This is a genomic window from Pseudomonas sp. ARP3 (assembly GCF_001029595.1).
GTDB lineage: Bacteria > Pseudomonadota > Gammaproteobacteria > Pseudomonadales > Pseudomonadaceae > Aquipseudomonas > Aquipseudomonas rhodesiae.
In genome coordinates this window covers 261,126-275,442 of sequence record NZ_LEKF01000004.1, presented here as the reverse complement: position 1 = coordinate 275,442, position 14,317 = coordinate 261,126, and the positions used below count along the sequence as shown (strand labels likewise).

The window sequence follows — 14,317 nt, the reverse complement described above, 5'->3', positions numbered from 1 at the left end:
CTTTAAATTACTTAAGGAGGGTTCGAGCCTGGCTATGACTAGGTGGCTAGCCCGACTAAAACGTTCCAATTTGTTTAACGGCTGAATATTTCAAAGTGTGTGTCTGGGCTCTGAAAGTATTAACAAGTCAATAGGTGTTAGCGTGAAGGCCTGATGAGCGTTAAATTGGGGTTGGAATTGCCGAAAGTTTTTGAAAAGATCTGAGTGGATAGGGGCGAAAACGACGTTATGCGAGCGCTATCTCCAGTTGCTTAATTCTGTAGTACAACGTGCGCTTTGCAACCCCCAGCTCCAGTGCGACGGTATCTACACAGTGCTCATGGCGACTCAACGACTCCTCAATCAGTGCTTTTTCAATTTGCTGCAGACGTGCCTTCAGGTTCGTCTGGGTAACCGCCAAGTTGCTCATGGGAATGGAAAGCGGTGTGAGTCCCAGCACGAAGCGTTTTGCCGTCGAACGCAGCTCGCGAACATTGCCCAGCCACTGGTGGTGCAGCAATTGTTGCAGCAATCCATCAGAGGGCAGCGGGGCCGAGCAATTAAAATAGCTGGCTTCCTGCCGGATCATCTCCAAGAACAACGGGATGATGCGCTCGCGCCTGTCCCGCAACGGCGTAAGCTGGATATGGACAACATTCAGGCGAAAATACAGGTCACGACGGAACGTGCCGTGCTCGACCATTTGGTGCAGCGAGTGCTGTGCAGAGGCTATGACACGCATGTCCACCGGGATAAAGCGGGTCGATCCCAAGCGCTCGACGCCTCGCGACTCCAGCACTCGTAGCAGCTTGGCTTGAAGATTCAATGGCATGCTGTCGATCTCATCGAGGTAGAGCGTGCCTAGGTGGGCAGCCTCGACGAAACCTGCCCTGGATTGTATCGCCCCGGTATAGGCCCCGCTGTTTACACCAAACAATTGGCTTTCCGCGAGGCTTTCCGGAATGGCCGCACAGTTCACGGCGACAAAGTTGCCTCGCCGGCCCGATAGAAGATGAATTCGTTGTGCTAGCGTATCCTTGCCAGTACCGGTTTCCCCCAGCAACAAAATGTCTATGTTGAGAGTGGCTGTGTTGTTTAAAGTATTTTCAATGTCCGGGCCTTCGATGAGTGAAAGGGCCGTTTCATTTTCCATGTTGAAGGTAGCCGACATTGGAAGATATTCCCTTCTCGCTATGGCTTCATTATTAAAAAGATATTATGCCTGCGGTCACCAGTAGAGCGTAGATTAAAGAAGTTGTCATTAGTCTTTGAGCCTCTGAAGAGGAAAGTGGTGTAGGAAAGTGACTTTCTATTGGACGATAAGTTACGCGATGCTTAATGAGAGAGAGGTGTGAGCGTGATAAATAGGAAATATCTGAGAATATGTAATTTTTGCAGGTGGGGTTTTCCAATTAAAAGGTCGCCCACAAAAAAGCCGATGCAATGCATCGGCCTTTTGTTTATGAATGAATTACAAGTGACGTTTATACGTTAAAGCGGAAGTGCATCACATCACCGTCCTTAACGATGTACTCCTTGCCTTCCAACCGCCATTTACCAGCCTCCTTGGCACCGGCTTCACCCTTGTACTGGATGAAGTCGTTGTAAGCGATCACTTCAGCGCGGATAAAGCCTTTTTCGAAGTCGGTGTGGATCACACCGGCAGCCTGTGGTGCTGTGGCACCGACCTTGACGGTCCAGGCGCGGACTTCTTCAACACCGGCGGTGAAGTAGGTCTGCAGGTTGAGCATTTCGTAACCGGCACGGATTACACGGTTCAGGCCAGGCTCTTCCAGGCCCAGGGCCTCAAGGAACATGTCTTTTTCTTCGCCGTCTTCAAGTTCGGCGATTTCCGCTTCGATCTTGTTGCAGACCGGAACAACCATGGCGCCTTCTTCGTCGGCAATGGCCTTGACCACGTCGAGCAGCGGGTTGTTCTCGAAGCCGTCTTCAGCCACGTTGGCGATGTACATCACAGGCTTGGTGGTCAGCAGGTGGAAGCCTTTGATCACGGCTTTCTCGTCGGCACCCATGTTCTTCATCAGGCTGCGCGCAGGTTTGCCTTCGGTAAAGTGGGCGATCAACTGCTCCAGCAGACCTTTCTGGACCACGGCATCCTTGTCGCCGCCCTTGGCGTTACGCGCAACTTTCTGCAGTTGTTTTTCGCAGCTGTCGAGGTCGGCGAAGATCAGTTCCAGGTCGATGATCTCGATGTCGCGTTTCGGGTCGACGCTGTTGGAGACGTGAATCACGTTCTCGTCTTCAAAGCAGCGGACCACGTGGGCGATGGCGTCGGTCTCACGGATGTTGGCCAGGAACTTGTTACCCAGGCCCTCGCCTTTCGACGCGCCGGCCACCAGGCCCGCGATATCGACGAATTCCATGGTGGTCGGCAGGATGCGCTTGGGATTGACGATGGCCGCCAATGCGTCCAGGCGCGGATCGGGCATAGGCACGATGCCACTGTTGGGTTCGATGGTGCAGAAGGGGAAGTTCTCCGCCGCAATACCGGACTTGGTCAGGGCGTTGAACAGGGTGGATTTGCCGACGTTGGGCAGGCCGACGATGCCGCAATTGAATCCCATGGTGTTTCCCCTCGGTAAGAGTCAGGCCTTCTGGCTGTGCAGGTTTTTCATCGCACGGTTCCATTCACCGGCGAGGATATCCGGCAGCACGCCGAGGGCAAAATCGATGCTGGCATCGAGTTTTTCCTGTTCGGCGCGTGGCGCACGACCCAGGACGAAATTTGAAACCATACTGGCAACGCCCGGATGGCCGATGCCGAGCCGCAGGCGGTAAAAGGTATTCTGATTGCCCAACTGCGCGATGATGTCGCGCAGGCCATTGTGACCACCATGCCCGCCGCCCTGTTTGAGCTTGGCGACGCCGGGTGGCAGGTCCAGCTCGTCATGGGCCACCAGGATTTCTTCGGGTTTGATCCGGAAGAAGCCCGCAAGCGCCGCGACAGCCTGGCCGCTGCGGTTCATGTAAGTGGTGGGAATCAGCAGACGAACATCCTGACCTTGATGCGAAAAGCGTCCGGTCAGGCCGAAATATTTGCGATCGGCCACCAGGTTTACACCTTGGGCGTGGGCGATGCGCTCAACAAAAAGGGCCCCCGCGTTATGCCGGGTCTGTTCGTATTCAGCGCCTGGATTTCCCAGGCCAACGATCAGTTTAATGGCAGTCACGACAGGGGCCCTTCCTTTGGAGTTGTGGATAACATCGCCGCGACCTGCATGCGGCGAAAGTGGACGACAAAGATCATTTACTCAAGAGTAAACGCCGCGTTATCGCCCGCTTTCTCGCTACGTTTCGGTCCGCGATGTTTCCTCAAGCTCCGGCAAGACAGAGTGAATTACTCTGCAGCGCCTTCTTCAGCTTCTGGAGCAACGCGTGGAGCGTGTACGTTGGCAACTGCTTTGTCATCACCGTGAGCCAGTGCAACGAACTCAACGCCTTTTGGTGCCTTGATGTCGGACAGGTGAACGATGGCGCCGATTTCCAGAGCCGACAGATCGACTTCGATGAACTCAGGCAGGTCTTTCGGCAGGCAGGTCACTTCGATTTCGTTCAGGACGTGAGAGATCTCGCCGCCTTTCTTGACCGGAGCTTCTTCACCAACAAAGTGCACAGGCACGATAGCGGTCAGTTTCTGGCCAGCAACAACGCGAACGAAGTCGGCGTGCATGATGAACTGCTTGGAAGGGTGACGCTGCATTGCTTTAACGATGACGTTCTGCTTGGTGCCGTCGACGTTCAGCTCGATAACGTGGCTGTAGGCAGCTTCGTTTTCGAACAGCTTGGCGATTTCTTTGGCCAGGATGGTCACGGATTCAGCAGGCTTGCTACCGCCGTATACAACAGCAGGAATGTTGGCGGCGTGACGCAGGCGGCGGCTCGCACCTTTCCCCAGGTCAGTACGCGCTTGAGCGTTCAGAGTAAATTCAGTCATTTTGTATCTCCAAAATAGCCATCATCGAGCGGCGTTTGCGACCAGCGCCAGACTCGATATGGGCAAAAAAGCCCCGCCCCAACACAATGCTGGGGCGGGGCGCTTTTCGTCAGTGCTTTGTTACGAAGGGGGAACCCTTAACGGAACATCGCGCTGATCGATTCTTCGTTGCTGATACGGCGAACCGCCTCGGCAACGACCGGTGCGATATCCAATTGACGGATACGCGCACAGGCTTGAGCGGCGGCGGACAACGGGATGGTGTTGGTCACCACCAGTTCGTCCAGCACAGAATTCTCGATGTTCTCGATCGCTCGGCCCGACAGCACAGGGTGTGTGCAGTAGGCGAAGACTTTAGCCGCACCGTGCTCTTTCAAGGCTTTCGCCGCGTGGCACAGGGTGCCGGCGGTGTCGACCATGTCATCAACCAGAATACAGGTACGCCCTTCGACATCACCAATGATATGCATCACTTCAGAGTGATTGGCTTTTTCACGGCGTTTGTCGATGATCCCAAGGTCCACGCCCAGGGATTTGGCAACAGCTCGTGCACGCACGACGCCACCAATGTCCGGGGACACGATCATCAGGTTTTCAAAGCGCTGGTCTTCGATGTCATCCACCAGAACGGGGGAGCCGTAGATGTTATCTACCGGAATATCGAAGAACCCCTGGATTTGGTCAGCGTGCAGGTCAACCGTGAGAACACGGTCGATGCCTACCACGGTCAGCATGTCAGCCACGACTTTCGCGCTGATAGCCACACGTGCGGAACGCGGACGGCGATCCTGACGGGCATAACCAAAGTAAGGGATTACAGCTGTGATTCGAGTCGCTGAGGAGCGGCGGAAGGCATCAGCCATCACGACGAGTTCCATCAGGTTATCGTTGGTCGGAGCGCAGGTCGGCTGAATAATGAAGACATCTTTACCGCGGACGTTTTCATTGATCTCGGCTGTAATTTCGCCGTCGGAGAATTTACCGACAGAGATGTCACCGAGAGGGATATGCAGCTGACGTACGACACGTCGAGCCAGATCGGGGTTAGCGTTCCCCGTAAAGACCATCATCTTGGACACGCGCAGTACCTAGAGGCTGAGGGTAACCTGGATGAGTATAGGAAAATGGCAGGGGCGGCTGGATTCGAACCAACGCATGGCAGGATCAAAACCTGCTGCCTTACCGCTTGGCGACGCCCCTGTATCTGTTGCAACGAGTACCCAGTACTCGATTCCTTTTAGAGCAGACTTTGCAGCTTGCGATGCAACATCGAAACGTTGCTTCCCTTTGCTACAAACCCTGTAAGGGTCTCTGTAAGAAGGGCCGAGACTTTATCAGCTTCAGCTTTGTTTGGGAAGCCCCCAAACACACAACTTCCAGTTCCGGTTAATTTTGCTTCGGTAAATTTACCTAACAAATTCAAAGCGTTACGTACCTCTGGATAACGCCTTGCTACAACCGGTAAGCAGTCATTTCGACTGTTTCCCTTGGGAACGGGGCGCACTTTAATGGGAGGAGAGTTACGTGTCAACAGCGGATCTGAAAAAATTTCTGCTGTACTTACAGATACTTGCGGGACAAGCACGACGTACCATGGCTCTTCAGGCTCTACAGGCGTCAGTTTTTCCCCTACGCCTTCGGCAAAAGCCGCGTGCCCGCGTACGAAAACCGGGACGTCGGCCCCCAGCGTCAGACCCAGCGCAGCCAGGCGATCATGGTCCCAGCCGAGCTGCCACAAGTGGTTCAGGCCCAGCAGGGTAGTCGCGGCATTCGAGCTGCCACCGCCTATCCCTCCGCCCATGGGCAAAATTTTATCGATCCAGATGTCGATGCCCAGTGAGCTGCCGGATTGCTCTTGGAGTTTTTTCGCGGCCCGCACAATCAGATTGTTGTCGTGGGGCACGCCTTCGAATTCGGTATGCAACTGGATCACGCCGTCGTCGCGTACGGCGAAGGTCAGTTCGTCGCCGTAATCGAGAAATTGAAACAGCGTCTGCAGCTCGTGGTAGCCGTCTTCACGGCGTCCGAGAATATGCAGCATCAAATTGAGTTTGGCCGGAGAGGGCAGGGTCAGTTTTTCTGCGGTCACGTTATTGCCCCAATTTGCGCGGTTGCCAGTCCTTGATCACCAGCGTGACGTCCAGGTCCTTGCCGTGCAATTTGATGCGTTCGGGCAGCCAATAGCCGTTCTGTTGTACGTAACTGAGGTACTCAACCTGCCAGCCATCCTGTTCAAGGGTGGCCAGACGACTGTCGCCGTTAAGGCTCAGGCGACTCTTGCTGTCCGGTGCGGGCAAACCGCGCACCCACCAGACCAGATGAGACACCGGCAGTTTCCAGCCAATCTGTTCTTCCAGCAGAGCTTCCGGGGAGGTCGCTTCGTAGCGCCCCTGGTTGGCCACTTCGAGGCTCACCTGGCCCGGACGCCCGGTCAGCCGCGCCGCGCCTCGGCCCAGTGGGCCCGAGAGGCGAATATCGTAGTAGTCCTGGCGTTGCAGCCAGAACAGCGTGCCGCTGCCGGAATCTTTCGGCGCGCGTACGCCGACTTTGCCTTCGATCTGCCAGCCATCGATGCTGGCCAGTTGGCTCTTGTGCTGCTTCCATTGCGCCGGTTTGCCCTGGCCTTCAACGGATTCGCGGGCGCCAAAGCCCGCGCAACCGGCGAGCAAGGCGATAAGACTGAACACTATAACGTGGCGCAAAAACATAAATTTAAAGGGTCTCGGATCCGGTCAGGCGCTTGATGGTGCTGCGCAGGATGGGGCTTTCGGGTTGTTCCTTGAGGAACTTTTCCCAGATTTGACGGGCTTCGCGCTGTTTGCCATTGGCCCACAACACTTCGCCCAAATGGGCCGCGACTTCCTGATCGGGAAAGCGCTCCAACGCCTGGCGCAGCAAGCGTTCGGCTTCATCCAGGTTACCCAGGCGGTAATTCACCCAACCGAGGCTGTCGAGGACGGCCGGGTCTTCCGGATTGAGTTTGTGCGCTTGTTCGATCAGCGCCTTGGCCTCGTCGTAGCGGGTGGTGCGATCGGACAAGGTGTAACCCAGGGCGTTGAGGGCCATGGCGTTGTCGGGGTCGCGCTTGATGATCAGGCGCAGGTCTTTTTCCATCTGCGCCAAATCATTGCGTTTTTCCGCCTGCATGGCGCGGGTGTACAGCAGGTTCAAATCGTCGGGGAATTGCAACAAGGCTTGTTGCAGCACTTTCCAGGCGCGATCACCCTGACTATTGGCCGATAAGGTCTCAGCCTGAATCAGGTACAACTGGATGGCATAGTCCGGCTCGGCATCCCGCGCGGCGGCCAGGCGTTTTTCCGCCTCATCGGTGCGGCCGTTGCTCATCAGGATATCGGCCTGGCGCAGTTGGGCCGGCAGGTAATCGTTACCGGAGCCGACCTGAGCGTATTCGAGCAGGGCTGCCTGTGGGTCGTTGCGCTCTTCGGCAATGCGGCCCAGGTTCAGGTGCGCGGAATCCACATGGCTTTCCCGGGCGATCAGCTCTTCCAGGTACCCTTTGGCCTCGTCCCAGGCTTTGGCTTCCAGGCATACCAGGGCCAGGGAGTAGCGCAGTTCATCGTCGTCCGGATATTGCTGGACCAGATTGGCGAACTGCACTTTGGCGTCCTCCATGCGGTCCTGCTCCACCAGCATACGTGCGTAAGTCAGGCGCAGGCGCTTGTCTTCCGGGTATTTCTTGATGCTTTTTTCCAGCAAGGGAATCGCTTCCTTGCCGCGATTGAGATTCTGCAGCAAGCGTGCGCGCAGCAGGATGGGAGCGATTTCCCCCTCATCCGGCGGGTTTTGTTCCAGCAGCTTCAGCGCTGCTTCGGCTTCGTCATCCTGTTGCAGCAGCAAGGCCTTGCCGAAAATCAGCTGGCTGTTTTTAGGGTGCTTCTGTAGCAGTCGGTCGAAACTGTTCATCAGGCCATTGCGGGTGTCCTGGTCGGTGTCGGCGGCCGACAGCGCCAGGAAGTCGAAATGGGTGTCACCCTTGCCCTGCAGGACTTTCTCCATATACACCATGGAGTCGTCATAGCGCCCGGCCCGCGCCAACTGAATGGCCGCCGCCCGTTGTGCTTCCAAGTCGTCCGGGGCGTTTTTCGCCCAGATCAGCGACGTGTCCAGCGCCGCCTGATCGGCCCCCAAGTACTCGGCGATGCGAAACGCGCGCTCGGAGATCCCCGGGTCCTGCGTATTGATGGCCTGGGTCACGTAGTTATCCAGCGCAATATCGAAGCGATTGCGCTGGCCGGCCAGCTCCGCGGTCAGCAGGCTGTACACCGTTTCTTCGCTGAACGATGAGTAAACCTTGGGCTTTTCAGGGGCGGGGGTGCTGTCTTCTGTCGGCGGCGTACCGTCCGGCTGCACGGGGGCCATGGCCTGGCAGCCGCTGAGGAAGACAAAAGCAAGGAGCAACGCGGAAGATCTATTCATATAGGAAGAGGACGACTAACCTGCGGTCGGATCATCATGACACAAGCCTTCGGCCAAACATAACCGAGTCTCAGTGCGTGTCTTTTATAGGCACAAGGTATAGGGACAATAGACGACGGTGGTTGTTCTGAATCTTTCGAAGTAGGACAATCGCCGGCTTCCCGACATCATCAGCGATATTGAATGGCCTTCCTCGCACTCGGTATTAACCACAAGACTGCCTCTGTAGACGTGCGCGAGCGCGTGGCGTTTACGCCTGAGCAGTTGGTTGAAGCCTTGCAGCAGCTCTGCCGGCTCACCGACAGTCGCGAAGCTGCGATCCTTTCGACCTGCAATCGCAGTGAGCTTTATATAGAACAGGAACATCTCTCTGCGGATGTCGTCCTGCGCTGGCTGGCCGATTATCACCATTTGAGCCTCGACGAGCTGCGCGCCAGTGCTTATGTGCATGAAGAGGATGCGGCAGTTCGTCACATGATGCGTGTGGCGGCCGGTCTCGATTCGCTGGTGTTGGGCGAGCCGCAGATCCTGGGCCAGATGAAATCCGCCTACGCCGTGGCGCGCGAAGCCGGCACCGTTGGTCCGTTGCTGGGTCGGCTGTTCCAGGCCACGTTCAATTCCGCCAAGCAGGTGCGCACCGACACGGCGATCGGCGAAAACCCGGTGTCCGTGGCGTTCGCGGCCGTCAGCCTGGCCAAGCAGATTTTCAGTGACCTGCAGCGCAGCCAGGCGCTGCTGATCGGCGCCGGGGAAACCATCACCTTGGTCGCTCGTCACCTGCACGACCTGGGGGTCAAGCGTATCGTGGTGGCCAACCGTACCTTGGAGCGCGCCAGTATCCTGGCCGAACAGTTCGGCGCCCATGCGGTGCTGCTGGCGGATATCCCGGCCGAACTGGTGCGCAGCGATATCGTCATCAGCTCCACCGCCAGTCAGTTGCCGATCCTGGGCAAAGGCGCGGTTGAGAGCGCGCTGAAGCTGCGCAAGCACAAGCCGATTTTCATGGTGGATATCGCCGTTCCTCGGGATATCGAGCCCGAAGTCGGCGAGTTGGACGATGTTTATCTGTACAGCGTCGACGATCTGCACGAAGTGGTCGCCGAAAACCTCAAGACTCGTCAGGGCGCAGCCCAGGCCGCCGAGGAAATGGTCAGCACCGGCGCCGAAGATTTCATGGTGCGCTTGCGTGAACTGGCGGCGGTGGACGTGCTCAAGGCGTATCGTCAGCAGGGCGAACGCCTGCGCGACGAAGAACTGATCAAGGCCCAGCGCTTGCTGGCCAATGGCAGCAGCGCCGAAGAGGTGTTGATGCAGTTGGCGCGTGGCCTGACCAACAAATTGCTGCATGCACCCAGTGTGCAACTTAAGAAATTGACCGCCGAAGGCCGCCTCGATGCGCTGGCCATGGCCCAGGAACTTTTTGCCCTCGGAGAGGGCGCGTCAGACAGCTCTTCGGATAAAAAACCGCAATGAAAGCGTCACTGCTCAATAAACTGGACGTGCTCCAGGACCGTTTCGAAGAACTGACCGCCTTGCTCGGCGATGGCGAGGTCATCGCCGATCAAGCCAAATTCCGTGCCTATTCCAAGGAATACGCCGAAGTTGAGCCCGTGGTCGCCACTTATAAGAACCTGCTGAAAGTGCAGGCCGACCTCGAAGGCGCCCAGGCACTGCTCAAAGACAGCGACCCGGACATGCGTGAAATGGCCGTGGAAGAAGTCCGCGAGGCCAAGGAAAAACTCGCCGAGCTGGAAGGCGACCTGCAACGCATGCTGCTGCCCAAGGACCCCAACGACGGACGCAACGTGTTCCTCGAAATCCGCGCCGGCACCGGTGGCGACGAGGCGGCGATCTTCTCCGGCGACCTGTTCCGTATGTACTCGCGCTACGCTGAGCGTCGCGGCTGGCGTGTGGAGATCCTGTCAGAGAACGAAGGCGAACACGGTGGCTATAAAGAAGTCATCGCCCGTGTCGAAGGCGACAATGTCTACGGCAAGCTGAAGTTCGAGTCTGGCGCGCACCGTGTGCAACGGGTGCCGGCCACCGAGTCCCAGGGCCGCATCCACACCTCGGCCTGCACCGTCGCCGTGCTGCCCGAGCCGGATGAACAGGAAGCCATCGAGATCAACCCGGCCGACTTGCGCATCGATACCTATCGTTCGTCCGGTGCCGGCGGCCAGCACGTCAACAAGACCGACTCGGCGATCCGTATCACCCACTTGCCGTCGGGCATCGTGGTGGAATGTCAGGAAGAGCGCTCCCAGCACAAGAACCGAGCGCGTGCCATGTCCTGGCTGTCGGCCAAGCTCAATGACCAGCAGACCAGCGCCGCCGCCAATGCGATCGCCACTGAGCGCAAGCTGCTGGTGGGCTCGGGCGACCGCTCCGAGCGCATTCGCACGTACAACTTCGCCCAGGGCCGAGTGACCGATCATCGGATCAACCTCACCCTGTATTCCCTGGACGAAATCCTCGCCGGCGGCGTTGAAGCGGTGATCGAGCCGTTGCTCGCCGAATACCAGGCCGATCAACTAGCGGCCATAGGTGAATAAATGACCATCATCGCCAGCCTGTTGCGCGCCGCCGACCTGCCGGATTCGCCCACCGCGCGCCTGGACGCCGAATTGTTACTGGCTGCGGCCCTGGGTAAATCGCGCAGCTATCTGCACACCTGGCCGGAAAAAATCGTCAGTAGCGAAGACGCGCTGACGTTTGCCGGCTACCTGCAACGCCGCCGCGCGGGCGAGCCGGTGGCTTATATTCTCGGCCAGCAAGGCTTTTGGAAACTCGACCTTGAAGTGGCGCCACACACGCTGATCCCGCGTCCCGAGACCGAAATGCTGGTGGAGGCGGCGCTGGAATTATTGCCGGCCACGCCCGCCCGCGTGCTTGACCTGGGCACCGGCAGCGGCGCGATTGCTCTGGCCCTGGCCAGTGAGCGACCGGCCTGGCAAGTGACCGCGGTCGACCGTGTGCTGGAAGCGGTGGCCCTGGCCGAGCGCAATCGCCAGCGTCTGCACTTGAATAACGCCACGGTACTCAACAGCCATTGGTTCAGCGCCCTGCACGGGCACTCCTACGATCTGATCATCAGCAACCCGCCGTATATCGCCGACAACGACCCGCATCTGGTGGCCGGCGACGTGCGTTTCGAGCCCGCCAGCGCCCTGGTGGCGGGCCATGATGGTTTGGATGACCTGCGGCTGATCATCCAGGACGCGCCCGCCCACCTGAATGCGGGTGGCTGGTTGCTGTTGGAGCACGGTTACGATCAAGCCCCTGCGGTACGCGACCTGTTGCAGAGCCAAGGTTTTGAGCAAGTGCACAGCCGCGTCGACCTTGGCGGGCACGAACGTATCACCTTAGGGCGCCGGCCGTGCTGACCGATCAGGAGCTGTTGCGCTATAGCCGACAGATTCTGTTGCAGCATGTCGACATTGACGGGCAATTGCGCCTCAAAAACGGCCGTGCCCTGATAGTCGGCCTTGGCGGTCTGGGCGCGCCGGTAGCGCTGTACCTGGCCGCTGCGGGCGTTGGCCAGTTGCATTTGGCGGATTTCGACACGGTCGACTTGACTAACCTGCAACGCCAGATCATCCATGACACCGACAGCGTCGGGCAGACCAAAGTCGACTCGGCCATGCGTCGCTTGCGCGCGATCAACCCCGACATCCAACTGGTGCCCCATCGCACCGCGCTGGATGCCGATTCGCTGGCCGCTGCCGTGGCTCAAGTGGATGTGGTGCTCGATTGCAGTGACAACTTCTCTACCCGCGAGGCGGTCAATGCCGCCTGTGTCGCCGCCGCGAAGCCGTTGATCAGCGGCGCGGCGATTCGTCTGGAAGGGCAATTGTCAGTGTTTGACCCCCGTCGCGCCGACAGCCCGTGCTACCACTGTTTATATGGGCACGGCAGCGACGCCGAATTGACCTGCAGCGAAGCCGGTGTCGTCGGGCCGCTGGTGGGCTTGGTCGGCAGCCTGCAAGCCCTGGAGGCCCTGAAGCTGTTGGCCGGTTTTGGCGAGCCGTTGGTCGGGCGTTTATTGCTGATCGATGCCTTGACCACGCGTTTCCGCGAGCTGCGGGTCAAGCGCGACCCTGGCTGCAGTGTCTGCGGGACTCGCCATGGGTAAGGATGCGCCGATCGGTGTGTTCGATTCCGGTATCGGTGGCCTGTCGGTGCTGGAGGAAATCCAGCAACTACTGCCCCACGAGTCGCTGCTCTACGTCGCCGATTGCGGGCATATCCCTTATGGCGAGAAAACTCCGGCCTTTATTCGCGAGCGTTCGCGGCGGGTGGCGGCGTTTTTCCGCGAGCAGGGCGCCAAGGCGTTTGTAATTGCCTGCAACACGGCGACGGTGGCCGCCGTCGCCGACCTGCGTATGGACTACCCCGATTGGCCGCTGGTGGGCATGGAGCCCGCCGTCAAACCCGCTGCCGCCGCGACCCGCAGTGGTGTGGTCGGCGTGCTCGCCACCACCGGCACCCTGCAAAGCGCCAAGTTCGCGGCTCTGCTCGACCGTTTTGCCACCGACGTGCGCGTGATTACCCAGCCATGCCCAGGCCTGGTTGAGCTGATTGAAACCGGCGACCTGAGCAGCCCGGCCCTGCGCCAGTTGTTACAGGGTTATGTCGACCCCCTGCTCAGTGCCGGTTGCGACACCATCATCCTCGGTTGTACCCACTATCCCTTCCTTAAACCGATGCTGGCGCAAATGCTGCCGCCGAGCGTCATCCTCATTGATACTGGCGCCGCAGTGGCACGGCAGCTCAAGCGCTTATTGGGCGAGCGCAACCTGTTGGCCGACCGGAAACCTGCTCCCGCGCAGTTCTGGACCAGCGGCGATCTGTCTCACCTAAGAAATATCCTACCGACACTATGGAAACATCCCGGAATCGTGCGAAGCTTCGCCTCGTGAAAATTTCGTGAAATTTCGTGATTAGAAGCTGAACTTCTGACTCTGCGCAGGCTTCTATAGCGAGATTGCTTGTACAAAAACACCATACAAACTTGTTCGGAAGGAACGTTTAATGAAGCGCTTGTTCTGTTTGGCTGCGATTGCGGCCGCCGTTGTAGGACACTCGTTCTCGGCGCAGGCCGCCGGCCTCGAATTCGGTCTGGGGGCCACCAGCGATTCGACGTTGACATACCGCCTGGGGCTGACTTCGGATTGGGATAAGAGTTGGATGCAAAGCGATGTAGGTCGCCTGACCGGTTACTGGAGCGGTGCTTACACGTACTGGGAAGGTGATGACCGCGCAGGCGCCAGCAGTCTGTCGTTCTCACCGGTGTTTGTGTACGAATTTGCCGGGCAATCGGTCAAACCGTACATTGAGGCCGGCATCGGCGTTGCTGTTTTCTCCCGCACCAAGCTGGAAGACAACAACATCGGCCAGGCTTTTCAGTTCGAAGACCGTTTGGGTTTCGGGCTGCGCTTTACCGGTGGGCATGAAGTGGGCATTCGCGCCACCCATTATTCCAACGCCGGTATCAGCAGCAACAACGATGGGGTAGAGAGCTACGCGCTGCACTACACCATGCCGTTGTAATCACCCGCATTGCAAAACGCTGCGGGGGCGGCTTGTGCCCTCCCGCATTGCGATCAGATATACGCCGTCGCAATTCCCTGGCGTTCTTCCAGGCACTCCGGTGCGCCCATCTCGAATTCCCGACAAATCAGCGGGCGCCGCTCGTAAATCGTACACATCATCGTGTCCCGATCCAGCGCCGCACACCAGCCGTCGTCCAGGCGCAGCATCACTTCACCGCCCCAATCGTCTGTGTCGATATAGCGCTCAGGCACGCCCGTATCGGTAATCAGCATGACTTCCAGCTGGCAGCAGCACGCCGCACACGTAGAGCAGGTGACGGCGGGTTCAGCGATTTGGATGTGGGGGATGTTGGTCATAGGCGCGCAGTGTAAGGCATGGGCGAGTCTCGGGTGT

General features: G+C 58.2%; 15 protein-coding genes and 1 tRNA gene. 6 read left to right on the top strand and 10 right to left on the bottom strand.

Features of this window, described 5'->3' with window-relative positions:
• Positions 1-226 precede the first annotated feature (226 nt).
• The 9 genes from ABX75_RS07390 to ABX75_RS07350 form a co-directional block, all read right to left on the bottom strand.
• On the bottom strand, positions 227-1,150 hold the full coding sequence (locus ABX75_RS07390) for a sigma-54-dependent Fis family transcriptional regulator (protein ID WP_034095778.1): 924 nt from the start codon (positions 1,148-1,150) through the stop codon (positions 227-229).
• A gap of 313 nt (positions 1,151-1,463) precedes the next feature.
• Positions 1,464-2,564 carry a redox-regulated ATPase YchF gene (gene ychF, locus ABX75_RS07385; RefSeq protein ID WP_034095779.1) on the bottom strand — a complete coding sequence of 367 codons (1,101 nt, stop codon included), beginning with the start codon at positions 2,562-2,564 and terminating at the stop codon, positions 1,464-1,466.
• Between the two features lie 21 nt (positions 2,565-2,585).
• Positions 2,586-3,170, bottom strand: coding sequence for an aminoacyl-tRNA hydrolase (gene pth / locus ABX75_RS07380; protein WP_034095780.1), 585 nt, complete (start codon positions 3,168-3,170; stop codon positions 2,586-2,588).
• A 167-nt stretch (positions 3,171-3,337) separates the two neighbouring features.
• Complete coding sequence (locus tag ABX75_RS07375; RefSeq protein WP_034095781.1) at positions 3,338-3,934, bottom strand: 50S ribosomal protein L25/general stress protein Ctc; 597 nt, start codon at positions 3,932-3,934, stop codon at positions 3,338-3,340.
• A 137-nt stretch (positions 3,935-4,071) separates the two neighbouring features.
• Positions 4,072-5,013: a ribose-phosphate pyrophosphokinase gene (locus ABX75_RS07370; RefSeq protein WP_003171603.1), complete on the bottom strand. Its 942-nt coding sequence runs from the start codon at positions 5,011-5,013 to the stop codon at positions 4,072-4,074.
• A 46-nt stretch (positions 5,014-5,059) separates the two neighbouring features.
• A tRNA-Gln gene (locus ABX75_RS07365) sits at positions 5,060-5,134 on the bottom strand.
• 37 nt (positions 5,135-5,171) lie between these two features.
• Entirely contained in the window at positions 5,172-5,975 is an 804-nt protein-coding gene (gene ispE / locus ABX75_RS07360; protein WP_219730105.1) for a 4-(cytidine 5'-diphospho)-2-C-methyl-D-erythritol kinase, read from the bottom strand.
• 49 nt (positions 5,976-6,024) lie between these two features.
• Positions 6,025-6,642: a lipoprotein insertase outer membrane protein LolB gene (gene lolB / locus ABX75_RS07355; RefSeq protein ID WP_047881685.1), complete on the bottom strand. Its 618-nt coding sequence runs from the start codon at positions 6,640-6,642 to the stop codon at positions 6,025-6,027.
• 4 nt (positions 6,643-6,646) lie between these two features.
• Positions 6,647-8,371, bottom strand: coding sequence for a tetratricopeptide repeat protein (locus ABX75_RS07350; RefSeq protein WP_034095784.1), 1,725 nt, complete (start codon positions 8,369-8,371; stop codon positions 6,647-6,649).
• Positions 8,372-8,554: 183 nt separating this feature from the next.
• Between ABX75_RS07350 and hemA the strand changes: the two genes are divergently transcribed.
• The 6 genes from hemA (at position 8,555) to ABX75_RS07320 (ending at position 13,921) form a co-directional block, all read left to right on the top strand.
• Positions 8,555-9,844 (top strand): glutamyl-tRNA reductase, encoded by a 1,290-nt coding sequence (gene hemA, locus ABX75_RS07345; RefSeq protein ID WP_034095785.1) that lies wholly within the window; start codon positions 8,555-8,557, stop codon positions 9,842-9,844.
• The gene (gene prfA, locus ABX75_RS07340; RefSeq protein WP_034136799.1) at positions 9,841-10,923 is read left to right on the top strand and encodes a peptide chain release factor 1; all 1,083 of its coding nucleotides are present in this window, start codon (positions 9,841-9,843) and stop codon (positions 10,921-10,923) included. The genes hemA and prfA overlap by 4 nt, the downstream gene beginning before the upstream one ends.
• Positions 10,924-11,754, top strand: coding sequence for a peptide chain release factor N(5)-glutamine methyltransferase (prmC, locus tag ABX75_RS07335; RefSeq protein ID WP_034095787.1), 831 nt, complete (start codon positions 10,924-10,926; stop codon positions 11,752-11,754).
• Complete coding sequence (locus ABX75_RS07330; RefSeq protein ID WP_034095788.1) at positions 11,748-12,503, top strand: molybdopterin-synthase adenylyltransferase MoeB; 756 nt, start codon at positions 11,748-11,750, stop codon at positions 12,501-12,503. The genes prmC and ABX75_RS07330 overlap by 7 nt, the downstream gene beginning before the upstream one ends.
• Complete coding sequence (gene murI, locus ABX75_RS07325) at positions 12,496-13,290, top strand: glutamate racemase (protein WP_047881684.1); 795 nt, start codon at positions 12,496-12,498, stop codon at positions 13,288-13,290. Before ABX75_RS07330 ends, murI begins: the two co-directional genes overlap by 8 nt.
• Positions 13,291-13,402: 112 nt before the next feature.
• Positions 13,403-13,921: an acyloxyacyl hydrolase gene (locus ABX75_RS07320; protein WP_034111690.1), complete on the top strand. Its 519-nt coding sequence runs from the start codon at positions 13,403-13,405 to the stop codon at positions 13,919-13,921.
• Positions 13,922-13,974: 53 nt separating this feature from the next.
• Here the strand turns inward: ABX75_RS07320 and ABX75_RS07315 are convergent, their stop codons facing one another.
• Positions 13,975-14,280 carry a YkgJ family cysteine cluster protein gene (locus ABX75_RS07315; RefSeq protein ID WP_034111692.1) on the bottom strand — a complete coding sequence of 102 codons (306 nt, stop codon included), beginning with the start codon at positions 14,278-14,280 and terminating at the stop codon, positions 13,975-13,977.
• Positions 14,281-14,317 lie beyond the last annotated feature (37 nt).

Coding starts and splice junctions, on each gene's coding strand:
- ABX75_RS07390 (WP_034095778.1), bottom strand. CDS start 1,150: ATGTCGGCTACCTTCAACATGGAAAATGAAACGGCCCTTTCACTCATC.
- ychF (WP_034095779.1), bottom strand. CDS start 2,564: ATGGGATTCAATTGCGGCATCGTCGGCCTGCCCAACGTCGGCAAATCC.
- ABX75_RS07375 (WP_034095781.1), bottom strand. CDS start 3,934: ATGACTGAATTTACTCTGAACGCTCAAGCGCGTACTGACCTGGGGAAA.
- ispE (WP_219730105.1), bottom strand. CDS start 5,975: ATGCTGCATATTCTCGGACGCCGTGAAGACGGCTACCACGAGCTGCAG.
- lolB (WP_047881685.1), bottom strand. CDS start 6,642: ATGTTTTTGCGCCACGTTATAGTGTTCAGTCTTATCGCCTTGCTCGCC.
- ABX75_RS07350 (WP_034095784.1), bottom strand. CDS start 8,371: ATGAATAGATCTTCCGCGTTGCTCCTTGCTTTTGTCTTCCTCAGCGGC.
- hemA (WP_034095785.1), top strand. CDS start 8,555: ATGGCCTTCCTCGCACTCGGTATTAACCACAAGACTGCCTCTGTAGAC.
- prfA (WP_034136799.1), top strand. CDS start 9,841: ATGAAAGCGTCACTGCTCAATAAACTGGACGTGCTCCAGGACCGTTTC.
- prmC (WP_034095787.1), top strand. CDS start 10,924: ATGACCATCATCGCCAGCCTGTTGCGCGCCGCCGACCTGCCGGATTCG.
- murI (WP_047881684.1), top strand. CDS start 12,496: ATGGGTAAGGATGCGCCGATCGGTGTGTTCGATTCCGGTATCGGTGGC.
- ABX75_RS07320 (WP_034111690.1), top strand. CDS start 13,403: ATGAAGCGCTTGTTCTGTTTGGCTGCGATTGCGGCCGCCGTTGTAGGA.
- ABX75_RS07315 (WP_034111692.1), bottom strand. CDS start 14,280: ATGACCAACATCCCCCACATCCAAATCGCTGAACCCGCCGTCACCTGC.